Below are 25555 nucleotides of genomic sequence, written 5' to 3' on the forward strand. Positions count from 1 at the left end.
CCGAGCCTCCCGTCCGTCATGGGGTCACCAGATGCCGCCGGCGCGGAGGAACCCCCAGCCCATGGCGACCTGCGCCCCCACCATGAGTGCGAGGTAGATGCACGCGACCAGGACGAACACCTTCCGCTCCCGGGCCCGCAGGTCCTGGGAGCCGCGCTTGCCGGTGGTGATGTACGGGGGCAGCAGCACCAGCGGCACCACGGCCAGGATGACGACCGGCAGGTCCCATCCGCGGCTGAGGCGGGAGTACTCGACGGTCGTGGACACGGGCACCGACACCACGACGAGCACGGCGATGAGGGCGGTGGCGACGATGCTGGCCAGGTTCGCGCGTCGCACGCCCTGCACGGTGCGACGGGACACGGCCGTCTCGTCCCTCGTGTCGGGCGGCGCCGGCGTCGGGTCGGTTCGCTCCGGCTCGGTCATGGGAGGCTCCTGTCCGCTCGGGCTGAAGGGCAGCTAGCGGTCGGTGCGTCGTGCGCGACGCATGAGCACCAACTGCCCGACGAGCAGCAGGCCGATCAGGACGGCGACCCAGCTCGCGACACCGTTCGCCACGAGTGGCGCGATGACGAGCCCGAGCACCAGGCACGAGACGGCGCAGACGAGGACGACGGTCTGGTTCAGTGCGGTCGGTCGCACGGTGGTTCCCCTTCCCACGGACGACGAGCTCCTCGGCCCGTTGCGACCACCGTAACAAGCGGATTCGGAGGGAGCACGGTCATGACCCTTGGTCGGCTCTGCTGCGTGGGACAATCGAGCGTCCGCCAGGGGGGCGGCGAGACCGATGGAGTCCCCGTGACCGCTCAGCCCGGACCGGTGACCCGACACGGGTGGTCCAGCCGACCCGGGCGGGCACGCAACGCCGTCGCGACCGCGTCAGCGGTGATCGCCGCGGCGCTCCTGATCATGGCGCTCCTGCTCCCGCACGTCGGTGGCAGGCTGCCGGTGCTGTTCCTCCTCGTCGCGTTCCACGCCCTGTTCCTGCTCTGTGTCGGGGCGTTCGCGGTCGTCGTCGGCATCGTCGGCGCCGCGCTTCGCTCGCGGTGGACGATGATCGTCGCCGTCGTCGTGGTCATCGCCGTCGGTGTCGCCTTCGCGGTGCCGGCCTCGGTGCGCTCCCCCGGAGCCGACCCGGCTCAGATCACTGCGTCGGGGAAGGGCACGCTCCGCGTACTCGAGTGGAACACCGACCAGCAAGACGTCGACGCGACGACGATCCGGACCCTCATCGCACAGACGGATCCGGACATCGTGGTGCTGCCGGAGTACTTCGAGCAGATCGCCAGGGGGTCGCTGGCGGAGATCGCGAAGCAGCGAGACATGCAGGTCCTGGGATGGGACAGTTCGGCTTCGACGCTGTTGGTGGCGCGTTCCCTCGGCGGGTACAGCGTCGATCACCGCGACGCTCCTGCGTGGGCCGGGTTCGTCGCTGTGCCCACGAACCCGACGTCCCCCCGGCTGGTGATCACGCACCTGCAACGACCGGACATCACCAGCACGGCCCGGTGGCGCGAGCACGTCACGTGGGCTGCGAACCAGTGCAGGGGCAACTCGCTCGCCGTCGGCGACTTCAACGCCACTGTCGACAACATCAGCCCCTCGCGGACCCTCGGCGGGTGTGTCGACAGCGCCACGGCTCTGGGGCAGGACCCGCAAGGGACGTGGCCGACGGTGCTGCCCGGCTCGTTGGGGGCGACCATCGACCACGTGTTCACCGGCCCGAGCTGGAAACCGGCCGTGTTCTCCGTCCTGGACGGACTCGACCGAGCCGGTTCCGACCACCGGCCGACGTTCGCCGTCCTCACCAGAGCCGCATGACGATCGGGCCCCGCCGTCCGATCTCCGGATAACGTCACCCACATGACCGACATGCATCGGCGCAGCCTCCTCGAACGGCTCGTCGGCAAGCCCCTCCCCTGGGTCGTCTGGGCGTGGGCCGTCCTGGCTGTCATCTGGACCGTCCTCGCGATCATCGACCCGTCCGGGCTCCACACCTCCATGGCGATCGTGTGGACGATCCTCGCTGCGATCCAGATCAGCGCCGCCTACTACGGTCGACGACAGGAGCGGAAGCGCGCTCGCAACGCAGACACCGGTTCCGGGAGTCGCTGAGCTGGATGCCGCGTCGGGAGCGGATCCGCGACGCGTCGACAGACTCCTCAGCTGCAGTGCGACGCTCGGCACGAAGCTGCTGCTGCTCCCCGTCGTGATGGGGACGGGATCGGCCACTGAGACGCGACGTAGGCTCAGACCATGACTCGTGGGGGAACGTGGTTCGGGAAGTTCATGCGCCGCGGCCGGACCATGGCCGCCGAGCGCAAGGGGCTCGGGGATGAGCACATCCGGAACGGATCGAGCATCGCTGTGGGCGACGCACTCAAGTGGGAGGTGCGCGACGCAGTCGGAGACGCCCCTGCGACGATCACCCTCACCCTGCGCGAACAGATCGAACGTGTGCCCTACGTGCACCTCACCGGCTTCATCCTCGACGGTGCGTTCCGCGGGACACTGCCCGAACGCTGGGAAGCCACCGACACCTACCGGGGCTCACTCGACGACGGGAGCGAGATCGAGGTGATCGCTCCGCTCGTCGTGGCCCCGGTGAAGAACCTCGTGCCCGGCACTGCGCACACCATCGAGATCCCGGTGCCACTCGACCGCATCGTCGCCCTCCGGTTCGGGTCCCTGACCAACCGGGCATGGGTGGAACGCGCCCGAGAACACGTCTGGCTCGTCGATCACGAACGCACACCGCGCCTGGACGACTTCGCCACACAGTGGGGAAGCGACCCTGTCGTCCACCGGGTCGCGCTCCGCACGGACGGCCCGCTACGACTCGAGCCGGTGGAGGACGTCCTGCTCAGCGAGCTCTACCGTCGCAAGGCAGAGTGACGTCGCCTCGCCGCCGCCGCCGTTCCGCGGCGGCATCCTCGCGACACCCACTGACGAGCGGGTAGGCGGCCGTCTGACTGCGGGCAGGTGGACCTCGACGGTGACGGCGACCTGCCACGAGGAGCACTGCGATGCCTCGATGACGTCGCACGTGCCGGACGAACGGGCACTCTTGCCTGGGTCCGACGAACGACCGAGGGCGACCCTGTCCCGTTCTTCGCGCAGGTGGACGGCACCGCGGTCACGGTCGCTTCCACGTCGACGTACGACTCGTACGGTCAGGGCGGCTGGACCGTGTCCCGCTGCTCCGAACCGGCAGAGCTTCCCGACTGTGGGTAGCGCTCGTCATCGCGCGGACGTCGGAGCCGCCTGTCAGGCAGTGAGTGCGCGTCGGTAGAACACGTGCGACTCGGTGCGCTTGACCTCGGTGAGCCCGTTCTTCTCGAGGACACGTTGCGAGGCGATGTTCGCGAGGTCCGTGTCCGCCACCGCGACCCGTGCGCCACACGCCATGGCGTGCCGGAGACCCAGGTGCACGGCTTCGCTCGCCAGGCCCGCCCCTCGGGCTGCGGGAACCAGGCCGTACCCGAACTCGACGGTCCCCGTGTCGTCCGGCGGACCGAAGAACCCGAAGCCGCCGACGGCGAGACCATCTGATCGCCGCCGCACGAGGTACATGGTGAAGTCCGGCTCCGTTCTGGTCTCGGCGGCGAGCGACCGGAGGGGGTCCAGCTCGTCGGCGAACGGGTAGTCGGGGTGCCAGTCGTCGCCGGGGCGCTCGTCGCGCAGGATGATGCGGTGCGCCAGCGCTGGTGAGATCGTCTCGAGCGCGACTCGCTCACCGAGGAGTGTCATGCTCCCCAGGGTCCCAGGCCCGGCGAGCCCGTTCCGGTTCGACACGGTCGGCCGTCGATCGGGCGCCTCGTCAGCTCAGGGGCCGGGTCGCGGCGATCGGCGGGTGGTGAAGAGAGGCCTGGTGTCGTCGTCAGTGGAACCACGGGAGTCCGGGCGAGGTGCTTGCGAGCTGCCGGTGAACGCCTAGCGTGGTGTCGACCACGGCAGCCCGGCGAGCACCGCACGGACGAGTGGCACCACGCCCCCGCTCGTCGACTCGGAAGGCAGCATGCTCGACGCGATCCGTCCGTGGCTCCTGCGCTCCCGGCGTCGCACGGCGCTGCTGCTGGTCGTTACGCTCACCGCCGCGGTCCTCGCCGCCGTCGCCGGGGTGACCCTCACGCTCGTCCTCCAGGCACCCACGACGGATCTGCGGAACGCACTCCGAGATCTCCCCGCCGCGTCACAGACGCTCCGCATCGAGGCGTCCGGCGACGGGCCCACGCAGGACCGTGCGTTCCGCTCCCTGGTGACCCGGTCGTTCGGCGACGTCCCGGTGCGCGTCCGGACGACGGTCAGCGGCGACACGACCCGGTGGGACGTCTCGCCGGACCCTGCGCGCATCACTCAGGACGACCTGGTCGCGCTGCACGCCGGCTTCGAGCGCCTCCCGGCCGCCGCCGCCCGGCAGTTCGCGGCGGACGGTGGGACGACGACGCAGCACGCCGCGACGGTGCAGGAGAACACGGCGGTGCTCGTGGGCGCGGTGGCCGCCGTCCGCGCCACTGCCCCCGTGCCGTTGTCGATCGTCGTCATCGCGGGTGCGGTCGCGCTGTTCCTCACGGGCCGACTGCTCGTCGAGGGACGAGTGGTGGAAGACCGGCTCCTCCGGGCGCGCGGTGCGTCGGACACCCGCATCGTCGGTCTCGCCGGGATCGAAGCGCTCGTCGTCGGCGCGATCGGTGCGGCCGTGGGCAGCACGGCGGGCACCCTGTGGGCAGCGAGCCGGTGGGCTGCGGCCGACAGCACCTCGACCGGACGCGACGTGGTCGTCGCGGCCGCGTCGGTGACCGTGCTCACCGTCGCCGCCACGACGGCGGCCGCAGCATGGCGCGGGCACTCCGCCGACGCTCGGACGTCCGGACGGGCGTCACGGGTCGCCGCCGTCAGGGCCGCCGCGGTCGTCCTGCTGCTCGACCTCGTCGCCGCGGTCGCCGTCTGGCGGTTCGGCAGCCAGCGCGCCGGCGTCGCCGGCGACCCCCTCGCCGTCATCGCACCGGCCGTCCTGCTCACCGCGCTCGGCGTGACCGGTGCGCTGGGGCTCCCGGCACTCCTCGGGGTGCTCGCACGGGTGTCCGGACGGCGCCCGGGCTTCGTCCGTCCTGTCGGCCTGCGACTGGCCGCCGGCGACGGACGGCGGTTGTCCGTCCCCGCTGCGTTGCTCGTGCTCGCGGTCGCCTCCGGAGTCCTCAGCACCACCGTCGACGCCTCCACCCGCGGCTTCCTGCAGGACACCGGCCGGATCGCACACGGTGCAGCGGTGCGCGCGGACGTCGGCGGACCCGTCCCGCTGGACGGCGCCTCCGACCTCCTGCCCCTCGGTCTCCGCGACCAGCGGGCGATCGATGCGGGCGTCCGTCCCGTGCTCCGACTGTCGGGCACGACCGGTGACGCCACTCAGGCGGACGGTCCGGTGGCCGTGGTCGGTGTGGACACCGCGTCGCTGCCGGCGATGCTGCCGGTCGCACCACGGACGTTCGACGTGCAGCGCGTCGTCCGGGGCCTGCGCGCCGACCTGCCGGGCGTGGCCCTCGGTGCCGCCCGGAAAGCGAGCAGCACGCTCGAGATCGGCGTGCGGACCTCGATCGGCTCGGCCAACCCGGCCACCGCGGGGATCGACGGCGCAGACACAGCGCCCCGCACCCCGGCGCACGCGGACACCCGGCTCCGTGCCGTCGCCTGGGTGGTCGACCGGGTCGGGGACGTCGCACCGCTGAGGTCGTCACCGTCGGGAGCCCTGCGCATCGGCAGCAGTCCAGCGGCACAGACCCTGCAGGCGACCCTGCCGCCCGGAGGCCCGTGGCGGCTCGCGGCACTCGACCTCGCGCTCCAGGGCGGTGCGGACCTGGAAGACCTCGACGTCGACGTGCAGTCGCTCGCGGTCTCGGGCACCCGCGTCGTCCTGCCCAGCCGACCGTGGACCGCTGCTGCACCCGCGTACGACGCCTCCGGTCTCCGCGCCGGTGCCGTCGCGGAGCCGGGCCACAAGCCAGGCCCCTTCGACGTCCGTGCCGAGCGACTCCCGCTCGCCTCGCAGCCGGGCAGTGGCTCCGCGGTCCGGCTGATGCCCGCCGGCGACCGCGTCGTCCCCGTCATCGCCAGCACGGCGACCGGCTCGGCGGTCGGCGACACCATCGCAGTGGACGGCGCCTGGGCGAGCTTCCGCGCCCGTGTCGTGGCGACAGCGCCGACCGTCCCCGGGACCGACGGCGGCGCGGCGTACCTCGCCGACCTCCCGACGCTCGACCAGGCGGTCCTCGCGGCCTCCCAACGCCCCCAGCGCGTCCGCGAGGCCTGGGCTCCCCACGACGACGACCGGTCTCTCCTCACCCGGGCCGCGCCGGCGGCCACCATCGCGGAGCCGTCGACCGGCCTCGAGTCCGGCTTCGCACGCCTGGTCGTCCTCGCGTTGCTCGCCGGCACGGCAGCGGCGCTCTTCTGCGCGGTGCTCATCCTCGCCGCCACGGCGGCGGCCGTCGCACGGGACCGTCAGGACGAAGCCCTCGGACTCCGGATGGTCGGCGCCTCTGCATCCCAGCAGTCGCGGGTGCGCGCGATCGGTCCGGCGCTCACCGGGGCGTTCGGCCTCGTCATCGGCGTCGTGGCCGGGATCGCGTCCGCCGCCCTCGTCGGCGTCACCGCCGTGCGAGCGAGCGTGCCGAGTGCGCCCGGCGGCCTCGGGGTCCCCCTCGTCCCGACGTGGTGGGTGGTCGGTGCCGTCGTCGGGGTCGCCGCCATCGCCGTGGTGGTCGTCACCGCGACACACGCCTCGGCCGTCCGACGCGCGGCAGCACACACCGGACGGGAGGCACGGTGAGCGCCCACGAGACCCGTCGCGTCCGGCGGTCCACGCCACCAGGGCGCGGGGCACCCTGGCCGTTCCGCCTGGTCCGGCGGTCGGTGGCCGACCAGGCGGCCGCGCTGGTGGCGCTCGCCGTGCTCGTCGCCCTGACCACCGCAGCCGCGGTCGGTGTCCCCCGGCTGGTGTCGTCCCTCCTGGAGACCGACCTCGACCGCACGGTCACGAGCGCGTCACCGTCGCTCCGGGACCCGGCAGCGGGCGTCTCGCTCGCGGTCGACACCTCGGTCTCGTCCCCCGACGGCTTCTTCCGCCAGGTCTGGGAGCGGCTGCCGGGAGAACTCCGAGACGCGCGGACGCACATGGCGCCGGCGCTCCGCGGGGTCCTCGACGACGGCCACGTCTCAGCGCGTGCGATCGGCGTCCACACGGGGTTGCCGCCCACCGGGGAGATCGCCGAGTTCGCCGCCAGCGGTGTGCCCGACGGACCACCGATGGCGACGGGCTACCGGATCGACGCGTACCGGGGGCTGCGCGCGGACTCCCGTCTCGTCCAGGGACGCTGGCCTGCCCCGGCCACCACGGTCGGCGGCCGGTCCGTCCTCGAGGCGGTGGTCACAGCGCGGACGAGCCGTGAGATGCACTGGAAGACCGGCGAGGAGCAGCAGTTGGTCCAGGAGGGGAGCTCGATCTCGGCGCGCTTGGTCGGTGTGATCGAGCCCCGCACTACGAGCTCGGACTTCTGGGCACTCGACCCGGGCCGCAGCCGGAGCTTCGTCACCTACACCACGGACATGACCCCGACGCGGCACGGCATCGTCTTCGTCGACCCGAGCACCTGGTCCACGATCGGTCCGCAGCTCGGCGGCACGCAGGTCTCCGCCTGGTACCACCTGGAGACCTCCTCGATCTCGACGGCCACGCAGCCGCCCGTCACCGCCGGGCTCGATCACCTGATGGCCGATCCCCCGACCGTGTCCACTCCCGAGGGCGACGTGCGTGTCCTCCGGTTCAGCTCGTTCCTGCCGCTGGTGTTCGGGCTCGCCGATCAGCGGGCTGCGGCGTCCGGGGAGTTGCTGTCGGTGTCCGCGACCGGTCCGATCGGGGTGGCCCTCGTCGTCGTGCTCCTCGCCACGTCCGTCGTCACAGCCGGGCGGAGGGCGGACCGGGCACTCCTGCGCGCTCGTGGTGCCGGCACCCGGACCACGGTCCTCCGGTCCGCCGTCGAGACCACGCTCGCCACGGCCCCAGCCGCGCTGGTCGGTTGGGGCGCCGCACTCGTCGTCCTCCCCGGAGCGCCGTGGACGGCCGGACTCGCCGCCGGACTGGTCGGTGTGCTCCTCCCGCCGGTCGTCACCGCGGTCGTGGCGGTCGCCGAGGGCCTGGGTGGGCGAGGGGTCGCGACTCCGTTCCGATGGGTGTTCGAGGTGCTCGTCGTGGCCGGAGCGGCCGTTGCCGTCGTCGCCGTGCTCCGGCGCGGCCCGGTCCCGTCGGACGGGTCCGTGGCCGCCGGTGACCCGCTCGTCCTCGTGGCGCCCCTGCTCGTCGCGGCCGTCGTGGTCGTCGCGCTCCTCCGCTTCCGACCGCTGTCCGTGCGGTGGACCGCGCGACTGGTGCGGGACCGCAGCGCGGCCACGTTCATCGGCATCGCCGAGGACGCCCGCGGTGGCACTGCACCCGCCTGGGTGCTCGGGGCGGTGGTCCTCGCGACCGGCACCGGGATCGTCGCCGCGGTGCTGCTCGCCGCCGTCGCCGCCGCGACTGCCACGGCGACGGGGGCCACGAAGGGCCTCGACACGAGCGTGCTCGTGGCGGGTGCTCCGAGCATGGTGGTCGGTGGCCTGGCGCTGGCCGCGATGCTCACGGCGGTCGCCGTCGTGATCACGGTCGTCGCAGCCGCACACGAGCGTCGTCGCCGCGGTGGGCTCCTCCGCACGCTCGGGCTGTCCGGGCGGGACCGGACCGCCGTGACGGTCTGGGAGCTCGTCCCGAGGTGCGTCCTCGGCGTCGTCGGCGGGGTCGTGGCCGGGCTGGCCGCCTCCCTCGTCGTCGTGCCCGCGGTCGTCCCCGGTTCCGCTGGCGTGCGTCCGGACCCGCTCATCGTCCTGCTCACCGCTGCGGCGTTCGGTCTGGCCGCCTCGGCCGCGACGGTCGCCGCCGTCCTCTCCGACCGGCGACGGTCGACCCTCGTCAGCGACAGGAGTGCACCATGACCACGACGACCGCGCCCGACGTCGGTGTGGCCGGCTCGACACCGGACCGGTCGATCCGGTGCCGCGAGCTGGTCCGCATCTACGCCTCCGACGACGTCGAGGTACAGGCGCTGCAGGGGCTCCAGCTGGACGTCGCGAGCGGCGAGCTCGTGGCGTTGGTCGGCGCGTCCGGCTCCGGGAAGTCCACGCTGCTCGGCATCCTGTCGGGACTCGACCGTCCGACCGCCGGGTCAGCGGTCGTCGCCGGAGTGGACCTCACGTCGATGACCCGCAGGACCCGGCTGCAGTACCACCGCACGGTGGTCGGCTTCGTGTGGCAGCAGACGGAACGGAACCTCGTGCCGTACCTCACCATCGCCGACAACGTGCTGCTGGCGATGCAACTCGGTGGCACCCGTCACCGGGCGGCACGCCTGAGCACGCTCGTCGACCTGCTCGACCTCGGCGACGTCCTCGACCGACGACCTGCGGACGTCTCCGGCGGGCAGCGGCAACGCGCGGCGGTCGCGGTCGGGCTCGCCAACGGACCGTCGGTGCTCCTCGCGGACGAGCCCACCGGCGAGCTCGACGAGTCCACGAGCGCCCAGCTGCTCGAGACGCTGCGCAGCGTCAACCGTGAGACGGGGACCACCACGCTCATCGTCACGCACGACGCCACCGTGTCCGAGCACGTCGGGCGGACCGTCCGCATCCGGGACGGCCGGACCTCCACCGAGACGCTCCGGTCGTCGACGGACGGGTCGGCGCCGGACGGCGAGGCGCAGGAGTTCGCCCTCGTCGACCGCGCCGGCCGGCTGCAGCTCCCGAGTGAGTACGTCGACCGGCTCGGCCTGCGCGACCGCGTCCGGTTGGCGATGCGGCCCGACCACGTCGGCGTCTACCGCGGCGACGACGAGCCCACCGACGCCCACGACGGGCCACCCACCACAGCCGACGACCGAACGGACCACGACGATGCCTGAGGTCGCGACCGACGCCGTCCTGACCGCCGAGGCCCTCACCCGCCGGTACGGCACCGGCGCGAACGCGGTCGTGGGGTGCGAGGACGTCTCCCTCGCGGTCCGGCCGGGCGAGCTCCTCGTCGTCCGCGGCCGATCCGGTGCGGGCAAGTCCACCCTCCTCCGGCTGCTCGGCGCCCTGGACCGCCCCACCTCGGGGACGGTCCGCATCGGTGACGTCGACGTCGCCACGGCGTCCGAGGGTGCCCTCGTCTCGCTGCACCGCGACGTGGTCGGCTTCGTGCACCAGGAGTTCGGCCTGCTGCCGACCCTCACCGCCGCCGAGAACGTCGGGCTGCCCCTCCGCATCGCCCGCCGAGCGGCCGCTGAGCGGGACGCCCTGGTGGCCGACGCCCTCGCCGCGGTCGGCCTCGCCGGCCACGAGGCCCAGCGGCCAGGGCAGCTCTCCGGCGGGCAACAGCAACGCGTCGCGATCGCACGAGCGTTGGTGAGCCCGCGGAGCGTGCTCATCGCGGACGAGCCGACCGGGCAGCTCGACAGCGAGACGGGTGCGCAGGTGATGGACCTCGTGGTGTCGCTGACCCGCGAGCGCGGGGTCGCGACCGTCGTCGCCACCCACGACCCGCTCGTCGTCGCGGTCGCGGACCGGGTCGTCGAGCTGCGCGACGGACGGCTCCGGTCCGAGCAGGACCGCGACTGACGGCGGACAGGAGGCGCCTGGCGGAGCCGCACCGTGCCTCCCGTCCCGAACCGTGTCAGCAAGCCGGTCCTTCTCCGGAGGGAGCGCGGGAGAGCGAGACCTCGTCCTCCCGAAGGACGAGTGCGACTTCGGGAGGAACGTCGTGCCCTGGGGCTGCGGTCCGGTTCGCCGCCGTCGTACCGTGATGCCATGTGGAAACGACTGCTCGTGTTCGGCCCGCCCGTGCTGGCGCTCGTGCTGCTGGCCGCCTGGTGGGCGACGCAGCGCACCGGTGTCGTCAGCGGGGTCCCGACTCGAGACGACACCTTCCTCACGAATCCGTACGCGGTGCTCGTGATGATCGGCTATGCCGTCGTCCTCGGCCTCTCGGGCTCGCGACCCCGCGAGTCGCTCATGCTGCTCATGGTCCTCGTGGGCGCCCAGCTGCTCTTCTGGCCGGCGCGGTTCAGCCAGTCGAGCTGGGTCGGCTACCTCATCCTCCTGCCCCTGCCCGCGGTGCTCTCCCGTTCGGTCCCCGCCGTCGCGCGAGCGCGGACCTCCGTGCTCCTGCGCATCACATCCGTGGCGATCGGGACGCTGCTGACCATCCCGGCGTTGTCGGTGTCGGGCCGTTGGGGGCTCGTCAACGGGCAACCGTGGGGCGTCGACGTCGCGGTGAACGCATTCACCTGGGTCGTCATCTGCGTCGCCGCAACTGCTGTCTCGTGGAGGACCGGGCGCGCTCACCAGGTCCGAGAGGCCGAACTGACGGCGACTGTCCTCCCGGTCGCGGTCCCCGAATCGGTCGGTGACCTCTCGACGCGGGAACGCGAGATCTTCGCACTCGTCGCGGACGGCCGCTCGAATGCCGACATCGCACAGGCAGCTTTCATCAGCGAAGCGACGGTGAAGACGCACGTCAGCAACATCCTGGCGAAGTTGGGACTGTCGTCGCGCAGCGAGCTCATCGCGTTCGCCTACCGAACAGGACTCGTTGCGCCGTTCCGGTCTCCGTAGCGGAGGAGCGCTGGACCACGCGCACCGTCGCCGGTCGAGGACGCAGCGCCCGCGGTCATCGACGCGGGAGCCCTGCGATGAACGCGGTGAGGACGGAGACGGTGTCGAGGGGTGCGACCGCGGCCGTGCGGTACAACAACATCGCGTCGATGAGCCCGACGAGCGTGACCGCCGATTGCTCTGGAGCAACCACTCCGAGCGAGCTGAGGAGTGACCGAGCCACATCGTCGAGCCGGGCGCGAACGGGGTCGGCCCCGGTGAGCGGAGCGCGGAGGTCCTGGTCGTCGCGGAGCTCCAGCAGGAGCGCGAGCCGGGCTGCCTGCGCTTCCGCTCGCGCTGCGAGCTGTTCGAGGAACGCTGCGGCGATCTGCACGACAGCAGCGTCGTCGAGGTCATCGGGGATCTGCAGGGCGCCGAGCTCGGCGGACAACTGCGCTGTCACGCGGGCGACCACGAGCGCGGTCAGCTCTCGACGTGTGCGGGCGTAGTACGACGTCGATCCGGCAGCCAGTCCGGCCTCGGCGTCGACTGCGCGATGCGTGAGCGCGCGCATCCCGCCGCGCGCTGTGAGCCGGATCCCCGCGTCCGCCAGCTGCTCTCGCCGATCCACGTCTGCCCCTTCCGGCCGTTCCTACCGTAGTGTCTCTACAAACGTAGAGGAATGGTGGGGTCATGCGAGCAGCAGTGGTGGGCGGCGGAGTCTCCGGCGACGCGATCAGCCGGGCAGTGGAAGAGCGAGGATGGTCTGTCACGCGGTTGTCCCGGTCACGGGGGTTCGACGTGGTGCGCGACGATGCGACCACCGCGCTTGCGGGGTGCGACGTGGTCATCGAGGCGACGGGGCAGTTCACCACGAGCCGGAGGGCGGCGACGGCGTTCTTCACGGCGTCCACCCGGGCGATCGGAGGCGCAGCGCAGGTGAACGGAGCACACCACGTGCTGCTCTCGATCGTCCACTGCATGCTCCCCGAGGTGCAGGGCTACGGCTACTTCGCCGGCAAGACCGCGCAGGAGGCAGTCGCTCGTTCCGTCAGCCCGCGCCTCACCATCGTGCGCTCCACGCAGTGGTTCGAGTTCGCCCGGCAGAACCTGGAGCGGATGCGCGTCGGGCCGGTCGCGCTGGTCCCTGGGATGATGATCGCCCCGGTCGCACTCGACGCGGTGGCATCGGTGATCGCCGACGTCGTCGTCGGCGATCGATCCGAGCCAGAGGTCGACGTCGCGGGTCCGGACGCCATGACGTTGTGGGCGATGACGAAGGCGCTGCCCGAGCCCGGCGTCATCCCGGTGCCCCTCGCGATCCCGGGCCGGATGGGTCGGGCCTTCCGCGACGGCGTCCTGTTGCCTGCTCGTGAGGCTGAGATCGTCGGCCCGCGGTTCGAGGACTGGGTCACGAGCAGGTGACGCAGGACGCCCCGACGACGAACCGGAGCGAGCCGTGCCGAAGCGGTTGGAGGCTCGGCCCGCGCGATCAGCGCTGCATCCGTGGAGCTGTCGTGTCGACCGGCCTCAGGGCGAGGTCAGACCGGCATCGACTTCAGCAGACGGGTCACCGCGATCATCGCACCGCCCACGACCGCGGGGATCCCGCCGCCGGGGTGCACCGACGCGCCGACCCGCCACAGCCAGGGCCGCCAGGGGTCGTTGTAGGAGGGGCGGTGGAACGGCCCGCTCAGCCACGGCGGGCGGGCCGCCCCGTAGAGCGCGCCGTGCGGTTCGCCGCCCCCTGCGTAGTACTGCGGATCGAGCACCACCTGCTCGTCGAGGAGGTCGGTGAGGGGCCCGTCGAGTCCCATCGCGGACGAGACGCGGTCGACCTCGCGCCGCACGAAGGGGTGCTCGGCCGAGTAGTGCCCGCCGTCGGCCGGCGCGGTGAGCAGGATGCCGACGGTGCCGCGCGGGTTCGGGTACACCTCGCCAGCGCGGTACTGGTTGACGAACACCATCGTGTCCGCCGGCTCGTCGCCCGCCTCGAGGCTGCGGTGCAGCGCTGCCGGCTTCGTCGGCAGCACCACGCTGTGCGTCGCGAGCTCCGCCGGCAACTCCTCCCGGAGCACGCCGTACACCGCGATGGCCGAGCAGGAGAGGGTGCGGGGACGCAGGCGCGGAAGCGACGGCATCCGCGACGGACCCATCAGCGTGGCGAGCCGGTCGGCGTCCAGGGCACTGACGACGAGGTCAGCGGGATGGCGCCCGCCGTCGGTGGTGACCCACCCGCGCTCGACGCGGGTGACTGCCTCGCCGGTGCGGACCTCGACCCCGGCGGCCTCGGCCAGCCGGCCCAGCGCCAGCACGATCTCGTACACGCCACCGCGCGGCACCCACGCGCCGGTCTCCGCCATGATCGCCGGCATGCTCGCGTAGAGGGCCGGGGTCCGCGAGGGTGAGACGCCCGCGTTGAGGGTGTGGATCGCGATGACCTCGCGGAGCCCGTCCGGCAGCCACGGCAGGCTGTCGAGGTAGGCGCGCGTGGTGAGGCGCGAGCCGTAGACGGCCAGCAGCCTGCGGAGCGCCGGCAGGGCAGCCCGGTCGAGGGGGTCGGCGAGCAGCAGCTCGGTCACGTCGTCGGCGAGGGGGGCGTGCAGGTCGGAGAACCGACGCCAGGCGGGGTACCAGGGGTGGTCGGGTGCCACCGGCAGCGAGGTCTCCTCGCCGTCGTGGTAGTACCGGCCCACCTCGGGCATCCGCACCAGCTCGAGACGGCCGTCGTCGCGGGCGCGGTCGGAGGCGCGCCCACCGTCCCCGAGTCGCCGCAGCAGCTCGTCCCACACCGCCGGGAACGTCACGAGCGACGGCCCGGTGTCGATGCGGTCCGTTCCCAGGTGGATGCGACGGCTCTTGCCGCCGAGCTCGGAGGAGGCCTCGAACAGGGTGACGCGGTGGCCTGCGTGCGCGAGCAGCGCGGCGGCGGTGAGGCCGCCGATCCCGCCACCGACCACGACGACGCGGCTCACGACAAGCCCCCGAGCACGATCGAGACCATGAGGAGCACCCCGGCGAACGACCCCGCGATGTAGGGGAAGGCGACCGACAGACGGTAGAGGCGGTGACCGGTGGCCGGCGTCGGGTCGCGGAGCAGGCGCACCACGAGGATGCCGACGATGAGCAGGTTGACGGCGGCCACGGGGACGCTCACCACGGCGAACAACGCCGTGGAGACGATCCACCACGATCCGCTCCACAGGGCCGTCCCGCGCGCACCGAGCCGCACCGCGGTGGTCTCGATGCCCGCGTCGCGGTCCTCCACGATGTCCTGGACCGCGTCGAAGGCGTGCTTGGCCACACTCCAGGCCATCAGCCCGAGGGCGGCGGGCCAGACCGGCGTGACCGCGAGGGCAGCGGGCACGATGACCAGCGGCAGTGCGTAGGCCGCGTTGCTCAGCGAGTCGACGAAGGGCCGCGCCTTGAAGCGCAGCGGCGGGGCGGAGTAGAAGACGAAGACGCCCGCGTAGAGGAGGATCGCAGCGTTCGCGAGCGGCGGCAGCGTGAGGGCGAAGACGACGAGGAACGGGAGGTTGACGATCGCGACGGCGATCGCGATGAACCGCACCTCGGACTGCCGGATCCTGGCGCCCTCGATCGAGCCCTTGCGGGGATTGGCCGCGTCCGTGTCCTGGTCGTAGATGTCGTTGACGCCGTAGATGAGCAGGTTGAACGGCAGGGTGAGCCACAGGATGACCGGGAGGGCCCGCAGATCGAACAGTGCACCGGTGAGCCACACGGCGACGAGGCCGGAGCCGATGGTGTTGATCCACAGCACCGGGCGCGAGATCAGCACGAGGCGACGCACGGCCAGCCCGATTCCCGACGGCGCGATACGCAGGGTTCGCTCACTGCCATGGGTCACGAGGTCGACCGTACGCCGCCGGCGCGGACACCGGCTCACGGCTCACGGCTGACGGGTCAGACTGGGCGGATGCGCATGATGCTGCTGACAGCCGGCACCCGGGGTGATGTCGAGCCGTTCGTGGCCCTGGCACGACACGCCGCCTCCCGGGGTCATGAGGTACGGCTGGCCCTGCCCGACGACGCGGACGCGCTCGATGGGGTGGACACCGTGGCTCTTGGTCTGGACGCACGGCGGGTGCTCTCCCCCGCCGGTCGCACCCCGTGGGCGATCGCACACCACCTGCGTTCTGAGGTGCGGCCCGCGATGCGGCGGATGCTCGCCGCGGCGGTCCGGGAGACAGTTGCTTTCGACCCCGACGTGGTGGTGCACCACCCGCTGATCCTCAGTGCGCCGATGGTGGCGGACTCGCTGGGTGTGCCGCGCGTGCTCGCGGAGTTCGCGCCGGTGGCCACCCCGAGCGATCGCTTCCCCGCCGCCGGCGGTCCCACGGCCACCCGCGATCTCGGCGCCCGCAACCGGTTCACCTACGCCGTTCCGCGCACCGCCGCACGCCTCTTCGACGCCGACGTGGCACGCGCCGCCGCCGAGCTGCCGAGCGGTCGTCGTCCCGCCGGTCGGCTGCCGTCGCGCGCGACGCTCATGGCCGTGAGCCCCGCGCTGCTCCCGCGGCCGGACGACTGGCCGGAGCAGGTGCATCAGACGGGCGCCTGGTACGAGGAGGCGCCGTCGACGTCCTCTGACCCCGTCGTCGGCGACTTCGTCGGCGCCGGCCCCTTCGTCGTCGCCTCGTTCGGGTCCATGTCGACCGGTGATGCGTCGGCCCGCAGCGGCACCATCGTCGCGGCGGCCCGATCCCACGGCCTCCGGGTGCTGCTCGTCACCGGTTGGGGCGGGCTCGCGTTGCCGGCCGGATGCCATGACCCCGATGTGCTGGCGGTGCGATCGGTGCCGTTCGATGCGGTGTTGTCACGCGCAGTGCTCGCCGTGCATCACGGAGGGGCCGGTACCGCTCACGCCGTCGCCCGGGCTGGCGTGCCCGCCGTCGTCGTCCCCGTCACCGCCGACCAGCCGTTCTGGGCTGCCCAGCTGCACCGACAGGGGGTGGCCGCCGCCCCGATCCCGTTCCGCCGGTTGTCGGCCGGCACCCTCGTCCCCGCCATGGGCGACGCCCTGTCCCGTCGTGAGCGGGCGGCCGAGGTCGGCCGGGTCATGCGACGGGAGCACGGGGTACACCGGGCGGTCGACGTGCTCGAGTCCCTCTGATCCGTGTGTCCCGAGGGCGGTCAGGGCGCCTCGCTTGCGCGTGGTCTGCGCCCTGCGACTGCCCGAGCGCATCGCCGCACGGCGAAGCACTGACCGCGGCGGGGAGTGGGCGCTGCCGGAGTACGCAGCGACGCGGTGACAGTCGCACCGTGGAGACGACTTAGCTGGCGGCGCCCCGCTCGCCCTTTGACCGTCGACTCCTACCAGGACGCTGGCTCTCCGCCGGGGTAGTTCAGTTCGCAGATGGCTTCGCCGACTCCGTCGATGATGCCTTGCTCGTGGGAGAGATGGACGGCGCCTCGAGCGACGTAGCGCGCGTACGTGGGCTGGATGCCCCTGCGGTCGTACTCTGCACGCGACGCTCCGCCGAGCTCGGTGTCAGGGCCGCCAGTCCTTGACGCGGCGGCGTAGAGGTCCTCGTTCACGAGCGTCTGTGCCCAGTCCAACGAGACGACGATCTCGTCCGCTGGATCGTTGCCCGTGTAGGTGATGCGCTTCGGGTACTCCTTTCCGCTCGAGTCGTCGGTGACGGTCTCAGCGGAACTGGCCACTCGATCGTGGCCGTCGTGGAGCAGGCTGCCGTCGCGTCCGAAGACACCGAGCCAGGTCGTGTGGACGTGCCCGTGCGCGGCGTTGGCGACGAGGTCGTAGACGACAACGGTGGCGTCATCGGTGTAGAGGTGTGCGAGGAGCCAGTGGTGCCACGTGTCCATCGGGTCGGTGTCGAACCACTGGTGGTCGTGGTAGCCCTCGCCGGTGACCGCCGTCGGACTGCCGTTCCGCGTGAGGGTTCCGGTAATGGAGCAGCGGGCTATGATCAGGTCGGCAAAGTGGGTGTTGTCGTCGAGCGTGATCCCTCCGGTGCCGCCGGGGAGCCAGGGCTGCGTCAGAGCCGTGTAGTGCAGGTCGACGACGAGAGATCCGTCTTCGCTCTCGACGTGCAGGTCGTAGGTGCTGAGGTCGCCTCGGACGTGGTTCGCTCCGAAGAGCAGGTCGCACTGGTCCGAGCTGACGGTGTCGGCCCGGATGGAGCCGGCTGTGAAGTGGACGACGTTGTCACCGTCGGCGTCGGTGAGCATCACGTTCACCACAGTTCGGTACCGTTCCGGATCGTCAGGATCGGTGCCGACCAGGCAGAAGGCGATACCGATGCTCGTGCCGTCGTCGAGTCGGCCGTCGAAGTGCCACAGCTCGCTTCGTCCATCGCCAGGCTGCTGCTGGAGGCCATCGGAGAACGCCACGCCAGTTTGGGTGACCGCGGCAGTGTCACGGAGTGGGGTCACGGTGTCGCCTCGCTGGTGCCGGTGAGAGGGGTGGGAGCATTGGAGGGGATCGTCATCGCTTGAGTACTTCTTCCTTGAACATCTGCAGCGCGCTGACCGCGAGACCGGGCGTGGTGACTGCAACAATCTTCTGGAGGTACTGGTCGTCGGTCAGCTGATCGAGCAGCATCAGGGCGAGGTCCGGACGGGCGCAGAAAGCGCCGTTGATCTCTGTCTCCTGTGTTGCGTAGCCCTCGCCTGGGGTGTTGGTGAGACCGGGAGGGCGCACGATGGTCCAGTCGAGGTCGCTGGTGGAGACGTAGGACTCCATCCGTGCCATGTCGTCGTAGACGGTGCGTGCGAAGGTGCGCCGCGCCAGCACGTACGAGCCCTTCTGCACGGGGCCGCGGCGATGCTGCGACGGGGCGACTCCAAACGACGTCACCACGATCAAGCGTCGCCGGTCGTACTTCGCCATCGCCGTGATCAGCAGGTGTGCGCTGGTGGAGTACACGTCCACCTCGTGCCGGGTGAACTTCGTGCCGATCGTGCAGATCACGGCGTCCGTGCGCAGCACAGCGTCGTCGATGACGGCCCGGTCGGTTGCGTCGCCGGCCAGGACGTGGAGTCGGTCGTGACGGATGGGAAATGCATCAGGGTGACGAGTGAGCGCGTGGACCTCGTGTCCGCGATCGAGGGCCTGTCGCACCAGTTCCCGTCCTGTCGGGCCGTTGGCGCCCAAGACCAGCAGCCGAGAAAGATGTCCCGTCGTTCCCCGGCTCCCTGCGGCCTCGCTGTCGTTGGCGATCACAGCTCGACCGTGCGGTTGCGGATGGGGTCGTGGTCCGGGTTCCGGGTCACGGCCGCCCGAGCTGCCTGCGCGATGTAGGCAATCGTGCTCGAGGGTCCGTCCCAGTACTCGGCGGTGTCCGCTTCGACCTTGAGCAGGACGAGCCCCTCGGTTTGTGGCCCGTCCGGGAACCACGCTTGCAGCGGCTTGGCCCAAAGGGACTTCGCCCGCTCACGGTCATGGACAAGCGATGCTCGCCCTACGAGTGAGGTCCAGGAGTGGCCCGTTGCGTCGGTGAACGCGACGTTCACCTCGGGGTGTGCGCTGATCTGCCGCGCCTTCGCGGAGGTCTCGTAGGTGAAGAACCAGAGGTCGCCATCGAATTCCGTTTCCTGCAGTGCCATCGGCCGACTGACGATTCGTCCGTCGGCCGTCGTTGTGGTCAACATCGCGACCTTCGCCTTGCTCATCAAATCCACGACGTGATGCTGCTCGGGGGTGGTGGGGTCGGGCATGAAGTTCTCCAAATCTCTAACAGATTTCTGTTTCTTGACGATACCTGCCGGACGGGATGGATGGAAGGATGACGACGTGGAACCGACAGACACCCAGGAAGGGAAGAACCTCGACGACGTCCTGACCTGGAACGTCGTCCGCGTGGCGCGGTTCGTCGGGAATCGACTCGCTGACCGCCTGGCGACCCATGACCTGAACCCGATTCAGTTCGGTGTGCTGGCGTTCCTGGAGCAGGACGGGGAGCTCACGACGGCTTCGATTGCCCGATCGGTCTTGCTCCGCCCACAGAGCATTGCGCCCCTCCTGGACGGCTTGGAGCAACGCGACCTCATCCAGCGCAGCGGGACACGTTTGAGGGGGCGCCCCAATCCCGCGCAGATCACGGAAGCGGGCAGGCGCCTCCTCGACGACGTGTGGGGCATCGCGATCGACGCCAACGACCTCGGCGATGTCGGGCTCACCCAGACCGAGAGCCGAGAGCTCAACCGGCTCCTGCTGAAGATCGCGATCTCTCAGTAGTCAAAGGACGTCTAGCAACGTGCTGCGGTCGCTCCTGACGGCGATCCGCGCGAAGGCGGAGCGAACCGTGTACGTGCAGAAGCGGATCCGGCTCCTCGAGCAGGAGAGCGAAATCTTCCGCCGGCACCGGCGCACTTCGCTCAGCGCCAGACGGTCGGCGCCCGCATCACTGCAGTTCGGACGTCACACCTTCCAGCGCTGTGGATCCGATAGCCGTCGCCTACCGGTCGATGCTCCGGTGGTCGGGCTTGAACCCGTTTTCCGTGCCCCAGAGTGCCGCTTCGACGCGGGTGACGACACCGATCTTGCTGTAGAGGGTTCGGATGTGCGTCTTGACGGTGTTCGGGCTCAGGTGCGTCAGCTCGGCGATCTCCACGTTGCGTTTGCCCTGGGTGATGAGCGCGAGGATCTCCGACTGCCGGTCCGAGATGCCCTGCCCGCGGCCCGGCCACTCGACACCCGGACCGCTCGGCACCCGTCGACGCGGTGCACCGATGACATGGGTACCGGCGGCCACCTGCAGCAATCCCTCCGCGAGCTCCGCACCGGTGATGCTCTTGGCGAAGTATCCGGTGGCGCCACGTCGCACGGCCGCGTCGATGAGGTCCTGGTCCATCTTCCACGTGAACACCGCCACCGTCTTGATGCGCGGGTTCGACACTAACCGTGAGACGTCTTCGTCGTCCGGTTCCGGCTGCGCGAACGTGTCGTAGAGCGCAACGTCGACGTCAGCGGTGACGCGTCGACGCGCATCGAGCTGGACGACCTCGACCCGGTCTACGAACGGCGCAAGCATGTCGGCCAGTCCGCGGAGCACGAGTTCGTAGTCGTTCACGAGCGCCACACGGATCCGCTGCTGCATGAGAGTCCTCTCCTGTTTCACCCCTAGGGGTGACACGGGGCCTTTACCGTCCTGGTTCGTTCGGTGAAGCCAGAGTACGGACCGGTCGCATCCCGGTCCGGACACGAACCCGGAAGGACCCTCATGCCCGACGCACTCGCTCCATGGAACGCGACGCTCACGCTCGCGGAGCACTCGATCATCGTCTACGCACTCTCCGTCGCAGGACTTGCGCTCTTCGCCTTCTTCGTGAAGTCCTGGGTCTCCACGAACGAGATCACCGGCCGGTACCGCACCGGCGTCTACGCCGGCATGTGCATCACCGGCATCGCGTTCCTGTCCTACGTGCTCCTCGTGGTCGAGTTCGCACTCGGCTACGACCGGAAGGGCGAGTCCTGGATCCCGAATGCCAACGCGATCCTGTCGTGGGCGCCGCGCTACTTCGACTGGACGGTCACCGTCCCGCTGCTTGTCATCGAACTCATCGCCGTCGCCACCCTCGCAGGGGCAGCAGCACGACGTCTCCGCGCTGCCGGCATCGCCGCGGCGTTCCTGATGATCAGCACCGGCTTCATCGGCGGCGTCGTCATCGACTCCGGCACCAACATGGGCGCGCTCTGGATCTGGGGCATCATCTCCGGCATCTTCATGGTGATCCTGTACTTCCTGGTCATCTATGTCGTCGTCAAGGGCGGCCGTGACCTCAAGGGCTCCGAGGCCGCGACGACGCTCCGCAACGCCGGGATCCTGCTCATCGTCACCTGGATGGCGTACCCGATCATCTTCGGCCTGCAGGGCTGGGGCCACGGCGGTGCAGTCATCACCTGGATGCAGGTCGTCCTCTCCGCCGCGGACATCGTCGCGAAGGTCGGATTCGGTTCGATGATCCACAAGATCGCCAAGCTCCGCTCCGCCGAGGACGTCCGCGCCGGCACCGACACCCTCCCCGAGGCGCTCTGGATCTCCTCGGAGAAGCTCTCCGATGGCACCATCCCGAACACCGCCACGACCCACCACTCCCAGAACACCGCCACCGTTGCCGGTGAGCAGCGTGGCCGCCACTGACTTGACGGTCGCGACCACCCCGGGGGCCGGAGCGCACACCGCTCCGGCCCCCGGCCCCGTCCGGCCGACACTCCCGGCTCAGGTCGACGTCGCGATCATCGGCGCCGGCTGCTCCGGACTCGCGACAGCTGTCCGCCTCACCGAGCTCCCCGGCGATCCATCGGTGCTGGTGCTCGAGGGACGCTCCACCCCCGATCCACGGTCCTGGTGCTCGTGGGACGACGGCAGTGACCCGCTGCCCGAGGCGCAGTCGGCGACCTGGAACCGATGGGAGGTTCGGACCGACCACGGCACGAGCACCGGGACGGACCCGGAACACCCCTACGTCCTCGTGCGGGCCGCGGACCGACGCGCCGCAGCAGAGCGACGCCTCCGCACCACGTCGACTGCCGTGATCGACGGATCACCCGTCCGGAACGTCACAGCCGAGACCGACCACGCACTCGTCCACACACCCGACGGCGTGGTCCGCGCAGGAACGGTGCTCGACGCGCGCGGGCCACGCTGTCCCGAGCACGTCGAGCCGGGACGTGTCCTCCTGCACCAGCGGTTCGTCGGACAGTGGGTCACCACGACCCGGCCGGTCTTCGACACCTCCACGGTCACCCTCATGGACTTCACCGACCAGCACGCCGGAGGTGCGGTCCGGTTCATCTACGTCCTCCCCGTCGCACCGGACGTCGCATTCGTCGAGAGCACCCTGTTCACACCCGACGGCGCCGACCCGTTCGACCACCGCTTCCACATCGCCAGCCACGTGCGTCGCCGCTGGGGACTGACCCCGAACGAATGGCAGGTCGACGAGGAAGAAGCCGGGTGCATCCCGATGACCGACGCGCCACCGATCGGGCTCACCGGCCGCGCCTTCACCCACATGCCGTCGACCGTCATCGGGACCACCCGGCCGAGCAGCGGCTATGGCTTCGCGCGCAGCAACCGCCACAGCGTCGCCCTCGCCCGGCACCTCGCCGGCGGCACACCCGTCCCCGCGTTCACCGACCGCCCCCGGACACGGTTCCTCGACGCGGTGTTCCTCCGCTTCCTGCGCGACCGGCCCGACCACGCTGCCGAGGCATTCAGGAGGCTCCTCGCCCTGCCCGGCCCGCTCGTTGTGCGGTTCATGACCGAACGCTCCACCCTCGCGGACGACCTCCGTATCGTGCTCGCGCTGCAGAAACGCCCGTTCCTCCGCGCCCTCCGCTCCACCATCGCCGACGCCGGTCACCGACGGCGGCACCGGTGGGCTGCGCAGTGACCGCGCTCGTTCGCGGGGGCGTCCAGCCCGCAGCAGCCGCGACACCGCCAGCACTGCAGACGTGGGTGTCGGACCGCATCCTCGCTCCAGTGACGACGCTGCTGCTCGTCGTCGCGACGCTCAGCGCGGCGGTGCACCTCGCGGGGGCGGAGATCCCGATGCCGGTGCAACTCGTGCCGTTCGCGGTCAGCATCCTCGTCTTCGGCCTGCCCCACGGCGCTCTCGACCACCTCGTCCCTGCTCGGCTGCGGCCAGGGACGAGCACCGCCCGCTCCGTCCTCGTCGTCATCACGCTCTACCTCGTCGTCGGGACGGCGACCGCCGCGCTGTGGACGGCCACGCCCGTGCTCGGGTTCACGGCATTCATCGTGATCACCTGGTTCCACTGGGGTCAAGGCGACCTCTTCATCGATCGGATCCTCGATGACGGTACGACAGGGCGCGGCGGCGCCGCACTCACCGTCGCCGTGCGCGGCGCACTGCCGATGCTGGTCCCCTTCATCGCACAACCGGCAGCCGCGACTGCCGTCGTCACGGGCACCGTCACCGACTTCGGCGCTGACCACGACGCGGTCGCGAGCGTGTCCCTTCCCCTCCGCATCGCGGTCGGTGTCCTCGTTGGCGCACTGATCCTGCTCCACCTCACCGCGGTCAGGAGAAACGGAACGCCCCTCTGGCGCCAGGCCTCCGAGGACATCGTCCTCGTCGTGTTCTTCGCGATCGTCCCCCCGGTCCTCGCAGTCGGGCTTTACTTCACCCTTTGGCACTCCGTCCGCCACATCCTCCGCCTCGAGCTCACCGACAGCGGCTCCGCGGAACAGCTCCACCGCGGCCAGCTCCTGGCACCGTTCCTGCAGTTCATGAGGCAGGCATGGCCCATCACGGCGATCGCCGTCGGCATGCTCGTCGCCCTCGCGCTCACCCTGCACCGCGCCGACCTCGGTACCTACCTCGCACTCATCGCCGCGCTGACGACACCGCACGCCGTCGTCGTGACGTGGATGGACCACATCCAACACACCTGGCATTGCAACCAGACCACCGACACGGGGCCAGCATGATCGAGACCCCAGCCCCGTGCGGCAGAGGATCCTTGGGCGGACGTGGCGGCATCGCTGGCGCTGCCAGTGTTGTGGTTGATGCCATGCTGACGCCATGGATCACAGCATCGTCACTGAGCACGTCGCGTCTCGGGACGGCACCTCGATCGGCTACCTCCGCCAGGGCGCCGGACCAGGCATCGTCCTGGTGCAGGGCGCGATGGCTGACGTCCACGCATACCGAGACCTCGCCCTTGCCCTGTCCTCCTCGTTCACAGTCATCACCGCCGAACGACGCGGCCGAGGGATCAGCCCGCGCCCGTACACCACCGACCACACCATCGCCCGCGACGTCGAGGACCTCGACGCCATCATGACCGCGACCGGCGCGACGAAGCTCTTCGGACTCAGCTCCGGCGCTGTCATCGCCCTGGAAGCCGCACGCACCCTGCCCGAAGTGGAGCAGCTCGCGGTCTACGAGCCCCCGTTCTACCGCGACGGCATCGACCGGGACGGCATCCGCCGACTCAACGCCGAAATCGAGCGCGGACAGTCCGGGGCTGCACTCATCGACGCGCTCGTCATTGCAGGGACCGCGCCTACGCTCATTGCGCGAACCCCGCGGCTCATCGCCCGCGCCCTGGGCCGTGTCGTCCTCGCGGTCCAGTCCCGCCAGCCCGGCCCAGCGTCATCGCTCCGCGACCTCCTTCCGGGCGTCCGCTACGACTTCCACGACGTCGCCGAACGCGACGGCCACATCCAGGACCACGCGAGCGTCGACTGTGCAGTCCTGCTGCTCAGCGGAACCGCGAGCCCGGCATTCCTCCGCACCGCGATCCGCGACCTTGCCGGCATCATCCCCGACTCGCGGCACGTGGAATTCGACGGACTCGGCCACGACGGCCCATGGAACAGCGGCGGCCCCGAGCAGATCAGCGCCGCGCTCCACGCCTTCTTCACACTGTGAGTCGGGCGCAGCAGCGCCTCAATAGCCGATCGGCTAGTGAGACGTCCGATCAGTGGAGCATCGCATCCAGAAGTGCGTGCAGCTGCGATCGACGAGCCGGGTCGAGCGTGGCTGTCATGGGTGCGAGCGCTTCGCGCATCGAGGCTCCCAGGCGCCGCGCGACCCGCATGCCTGTGTCGGTGATGACGACATCGACGGCGCGCGCGTCGTCCGCATTCGGCTGCCGGCTGAGTAGTCCCTTGGCGGACGCGCGCGCGACGAGGCCAGTCATCGTCGAACGTTCCAGTCCGAGGTACTGCGCGAGATCCCCGATCCTGAGGCGTCGATCCCGCAGGATCGCCAGCACTCGGAGCTGGGTCAAGGACACCCCCTCGTCCGCCGCGATCTCGGTCAGCGCTCCCATCGTGCGGAAGGACAGCTCGCCGAGCGCGTCCACGAGCTGGTCCGCCTCGTCATCATGGTCCATGCCTCGATCCTACTTGGCGTGTTTCGCACTACGAACTACATTGTT

Annotated in this window: 26 protein-coding genes; 15 read left to right on the plus strand and 11 right to left on the minus strand. The window is 70.8% G+C overall.

What is annotated here, in order from left to right:
* Positions 1-24: 24 nt before the first annotated feature.
* Both BIU98_RS11195 and BIU98_RS11200 read right to left on the minus strand, forming a co-directional pair.
* Positions 25-426, minus strand: a complete 402-nt coding sequence (locus tag BIU98_RS11195) for a hypothetical protein (protein ID WP_071275873.1) — start codon at positions 424-426, stop codon at positions 25-27.
* Positions 427-459: 33 nt separating this feature from the next.
* Positions 460-642, minus strand: coding sequence for a hypothetical protein (locus tag BIU98_RS11200; protein WP_071275875.1), 183 nt, complete (start codon positions 640-642; stop codon positions 460-462).
* A gap of 156 nt (positions 643-798) precedes the next feature.
* Here BIU98_RS11200 and BIU98_RS11205 point away from each other — a divergent pair, with 156 nt between their 5' ends.
* From BIU98_RS11205 to BIU98_RS11215, 3 genes are all read left to right on the plus strand, one after another.
* Positions 799-1821: an endonuclease/exonuclease/phosphatase family protein gene (locus BIU98_RS11205; RefSeq protein ID WP_071275877.1), complete on the plus strand. Its 1023-nt coding sequence runs from the start codon at positions 799-801 to the stop codon at positions 1819-1821.
* A gap of 42 nt (positions 1822-1863) precedes the next feature.
* Positions 1864-2115 carry a hypothetical protein gene (locus BIU98_RS11210; protein WP_071275879.1) on the plus strand — a complete coding sequence of 84 codons (252 nt, stop codon included), beginning with the start codon at positions 1864-1866 and terminating at the stop codon, positions 2113-2115.
* A 141-nt stretch (positions 2116-2256) separates the two neighbouring features.
* Positions 2257-2895 carry a hypothetical protein gene (locus BIU98_RS11215; RefSeq protein WP_139200673.1) on the plus strand — a complete coding sequence of 213 codons (639 nt, stop codon included), beginning with the start codon at positions 2257-2259 and terminating at the stop codon, positions 2893-2895.
* Positions 2896-3267: 372 nt separating this feature from the next.
* On the opposite strand, the gene BIU98_RS11220 is transcribed toward BIU98_RS11215, so the two are convergent.
* Positions 3268-3750, minus strand: coding sequence for a GNAT family N-acetyltransferase (locus BIU98_RS11220; protein WP_071276491.1), 483 nt, complete (start codon positions 3748-3750; stop codon positions 3268-3270).
* Between the two features lie 268 nt (positions 3751-4018).
* Here BIU98_RS11220 and BIU98_RS11225 point away from each other — a divergent pair, with 268 nt between their 5' ends.
* The 5 genes from BIU98_RS11225 (at position 4019) to BIU98_RS11245 (ending at position 11676) form a co-directional block, all read left to right on the plus strand.
* Complete coding sequence (locus tag BIU98_RS11225; RefSeq protein WP_071275883.1) at positions 4019-6826, plus strand: FtsX-like permease family protein; 2808 nt, start codon at positions 4019-4021, stop codon at positions 6824-6826.
* A complete protein-coding gene (locus tag BIU98_RS11230) occupies positions 6823-9021 on the plus strand; it encodes an FtsX-like permease family protein (RefSeq protein WP_139200674.1) in 2199 nt (732 codons plus the stop codon). Before BIU98_RS11225 ends, BIU98_RS11230 begins: the two co-directional genes overlap by 4 nt.
* A complete protein-coding gene (locus tag BIU98_RS11235) occupies positions 9018-9983 on the plus strand; it encodes an ABC transporter ATP-binding protein (protein WP_071275887.1) in 966 nt (321 codons plus the stop codon). Before BIU98_RS11230 ends, BIU98_RS11235 begins: the two co-directional genes overlap by 4 nt.
* Positions 9976-10680, plus strand: coding sequence for an ABC transporter ATP-binding protein (locus tag BIU98_RS11240; RefSeq protein ID WP_071275889.1), 705 nt, complete (start codon positions 9976-9978; stop codon positions 10678-10680). Before BIU98_RS11235 ends, BIU98_RS11240 begins: the two co-directional genes overlap by 8 nt.
* A 189-nt stretch (positions 10681-10869) precedes the next feature.
* Positions 10870-11676, plus strand: a complete 807-nt coding sequence (locus BIU98_RS11245) for a response regulator transcription factor (RefSeq protein WP_254787866.1) — start codon at positions 10870-10872, stop codon at positions 11674-11676.
* A 55-nt stretch (positions 11677-11731) separates the two neighbouring features.
* Here the strand turns inward: BIU98_RS11245 and BIU98_RS11250 are convergent, their stop codons facing one another.
* The gene (locus tag BIU98_RS11250; protein ID WP_071275893.1) at positions 11732-12286 is read right to left on the minus strand and encodes a TetR/AcrR family transcriptional regulator; all 555 of its coding nucleotides are present in this window, start codon (positions 12284-12286) and stop codon (positions 11732-11734) included.
* 212 nt (positions 12287-12498) lie between these two features.
* Between BIU98_RS11250 and BIU98_RS11255 the strand changes: the two genes are divergently transcribed.
* Positions 12499-13080, plus strand: a complete 582-nt coding sequence (locus tag BIU98_RS11255) for a hypothetical protein (protein ID WP_217635692.1) — start codon at positions 12499-12501, stop codon at positions 13078-13080.
* A gap of 116 nt (positions 13081-13196) precedes the next feature.
* Here the strand turns inward: BIU98_RS11255 and BIU98_RS11260 are convergent, their stop codons facing one another.
* Positions 13197-14630 (minus strand): NAD(P)/FAD-dependent oxidoreductase, encoded by a 1434-nt coding sequence (locus BIU98_RS11260; protein WP_071275897.1) that lies wholly within the window; start codon positions 14628-14630, stop codon positions 13197-13199.
* Positions 14627-15523, minus strand: coding sequence for a UbiA family prenyltransferase (locus BIU98_RS11265; protein WP_071275899.1), 897 nt, complete (start codon positions 15521-15523; stop codon positions 14627-14629). Before BIU98_RS11265 ends, BIU98_RS11260 begins: the two co-directional genes overlap by 4 nt.
* 69 nt (positions 15524-15592) lie before the next feature.
* Between BIU98_RS11265 and BIU98_RS11270 the strand changes: the two genes are divergently transcribed.
* Positions 15593-16789: a glycosyltransferase gene (locus BIU98_RS11270; protein ID WP_071275901.1), complete on the plus strand. Its 1197-nt coding sequence runs from the start codon at positions 15593-15595 to the stop codon at positions 16787-16789.
* 200 nt (positions 16790-16989) lie between these two features.
* Here BIU98_RS11270 and BIU98_RS11275 read toward each other — a convergent pair whose 3' ends face one another.
* The 3 genes from BIU98_RS11275 to BIU98_RS11285 form a co-directional block, all read right to left on the minus strand.
* Positions 16990-18030, minus strand: a complete 1041-nt coding sequence (locus tag BIU98_RS11275) for a lipocalin-like domain-containing protein (RefSeq protein WP_071275903.1) — start codon at positions 18028-18030, stop codon at positions 16990-16992.
* A 94-nt stretch (positions 18031-18124) separates the two neighbouring features.
* Positions 18125-18862, minus strand: a complete 738-nt coding sequence (locus BIU98_RS11280) for an NAD(P)-dependent oxidoreductase (RefSeq protein WP_217635693.1) — start codon at positions 18860-18862, stop codon at positions 18125-18127.
* The gene (locus BIU98_RS11285; protein WP_071276495.1) at positions 18859-19356 is read right to left on the minus strand and encodes a pyridoxamine 5'-phosphate oxidase family protein; all 498 of its coding nucleotides are present in this window, start codon (positions 19354-19356) and stop codon (positions 18859-18861) included. The genes BIU98_RS11280 and BIU98_RS11285 overlap by 4 nt, the downstream gene beginning before the upstream one ends.
* Before the next feature lie 76 nt (positions 19357-19432).
* Between BIU98_RS11285 and BIU98_RS11290 the strand changes: the two genes are divergently transcribed.
* Entirely contained in the window at positions 19433-19876 is a 444-nt protein-coding gene (locus BIU98_RS11290) for a MarR family winged helix-turn-helix transcriptional regulator (RefSeq protein WP_071275905.1), read from the plus strand.
* Positions 19877-20096: 220 nt separating this feature from the next.
* Here BIU98_RS11290 and BIU98_RS11295 read toward each other — a convergent pair whose 3' ends face one another.
* Positions 20097-20738: a response regulator transcription factor gene (locus BIU98_RS11295; RefSeq protein ID WP_071275907.1), complete on the minus strand. Its 642-nt coding sequence runs from the start codon at positions 20736-20738 to the stop codon at positions 20097-20099.
* A gap of 123 nt (positions 20739-20861) precedes the next feature.
* On the opposite strand from BIU98_RS11295, the gene BIU98_RS11300 reads away from it, so the two are divergent.
* From BIU98_RS11300 to BIU98_RS11315, 4 genes are all read left to right on the plus strand, one after another.
* Positions 20862-21782 carry a bacteriorhodopsin gene (locus tag BIU98_RS11300; RefSeq protein ID WP_071275909.1) on the plus strand — a complete coding sequence of 307 codons (921 nt, stop codon included), beginning with the start codon at positions 20862-20864 and terminating at the stop codon, positions 21780-21782.
* On the plus strand, positions 21769-23037 hold the full coding sequence (locus BIU98_RS11305; protein ID WP_175481340.1) for a lycopene cyclase family protein: 1269 nt from the start codon (positions 21769-21771) through the stop codon (positions 23035-23037). The genes BIU98_RS11300 and BIU98_RS11305 overlap by 14 nt, the downstream gene beginning before the upstream one ends.
* Complete coding sequence (locus BIU98_RS11310; RefSeq protein ID WP_083393181.1) at positions 23034-24098, plus strand: Brp/Blh family beta-carotene 15,15'-dioxygenase; 1065 nt, start codon at positions 23034-23036, stop codon at positions 24096-24098. The genes BIU98_RS11305 and BIU98_RS11310 overlap by 4 nt, the downstream gene beginning before the upstream one ends.
* A gap of 94 nt (positions 24099-24192) precedes the next feature.
* A complete protein-coding gene (locus BIU98_RS11315) occupies positions 24193-25044 on the plus strand; it encodes an alpha/beta fold hydrolase (RefSeq protein ID WP_071275913.1) in 852 nt (283 codons plus the stop codon).
* A gap of 49 nt (positions 25045-25093) precedes the next feature.
* Here the strand turns inward: BIU98_RS11315 and BIU98_RS11320 are convergent, their stop codons facing one another.
* A complete protein-coding gene (locus tag BIU98_RS11320; RefSeq protein ID WP_071275915.1) occupies positions 25094-25510 on the minus strand; it encodes a MarR family winged helix-turn-helix transcriptional regulator in 417 nt (138 codons plus the stop codon).
* Positions 25511-25555 lie beyond the last annotated feature (45 nt).

The sequence above is a fragment of the Curtobacterium sp. MMLR14_010 genome (assembly GCF_001865015.1).
GTDB lineage: Bacteria > Actinomycetota > Actinomycetes > Actinomycetales > Microbacteriaceae > Curtobacterium.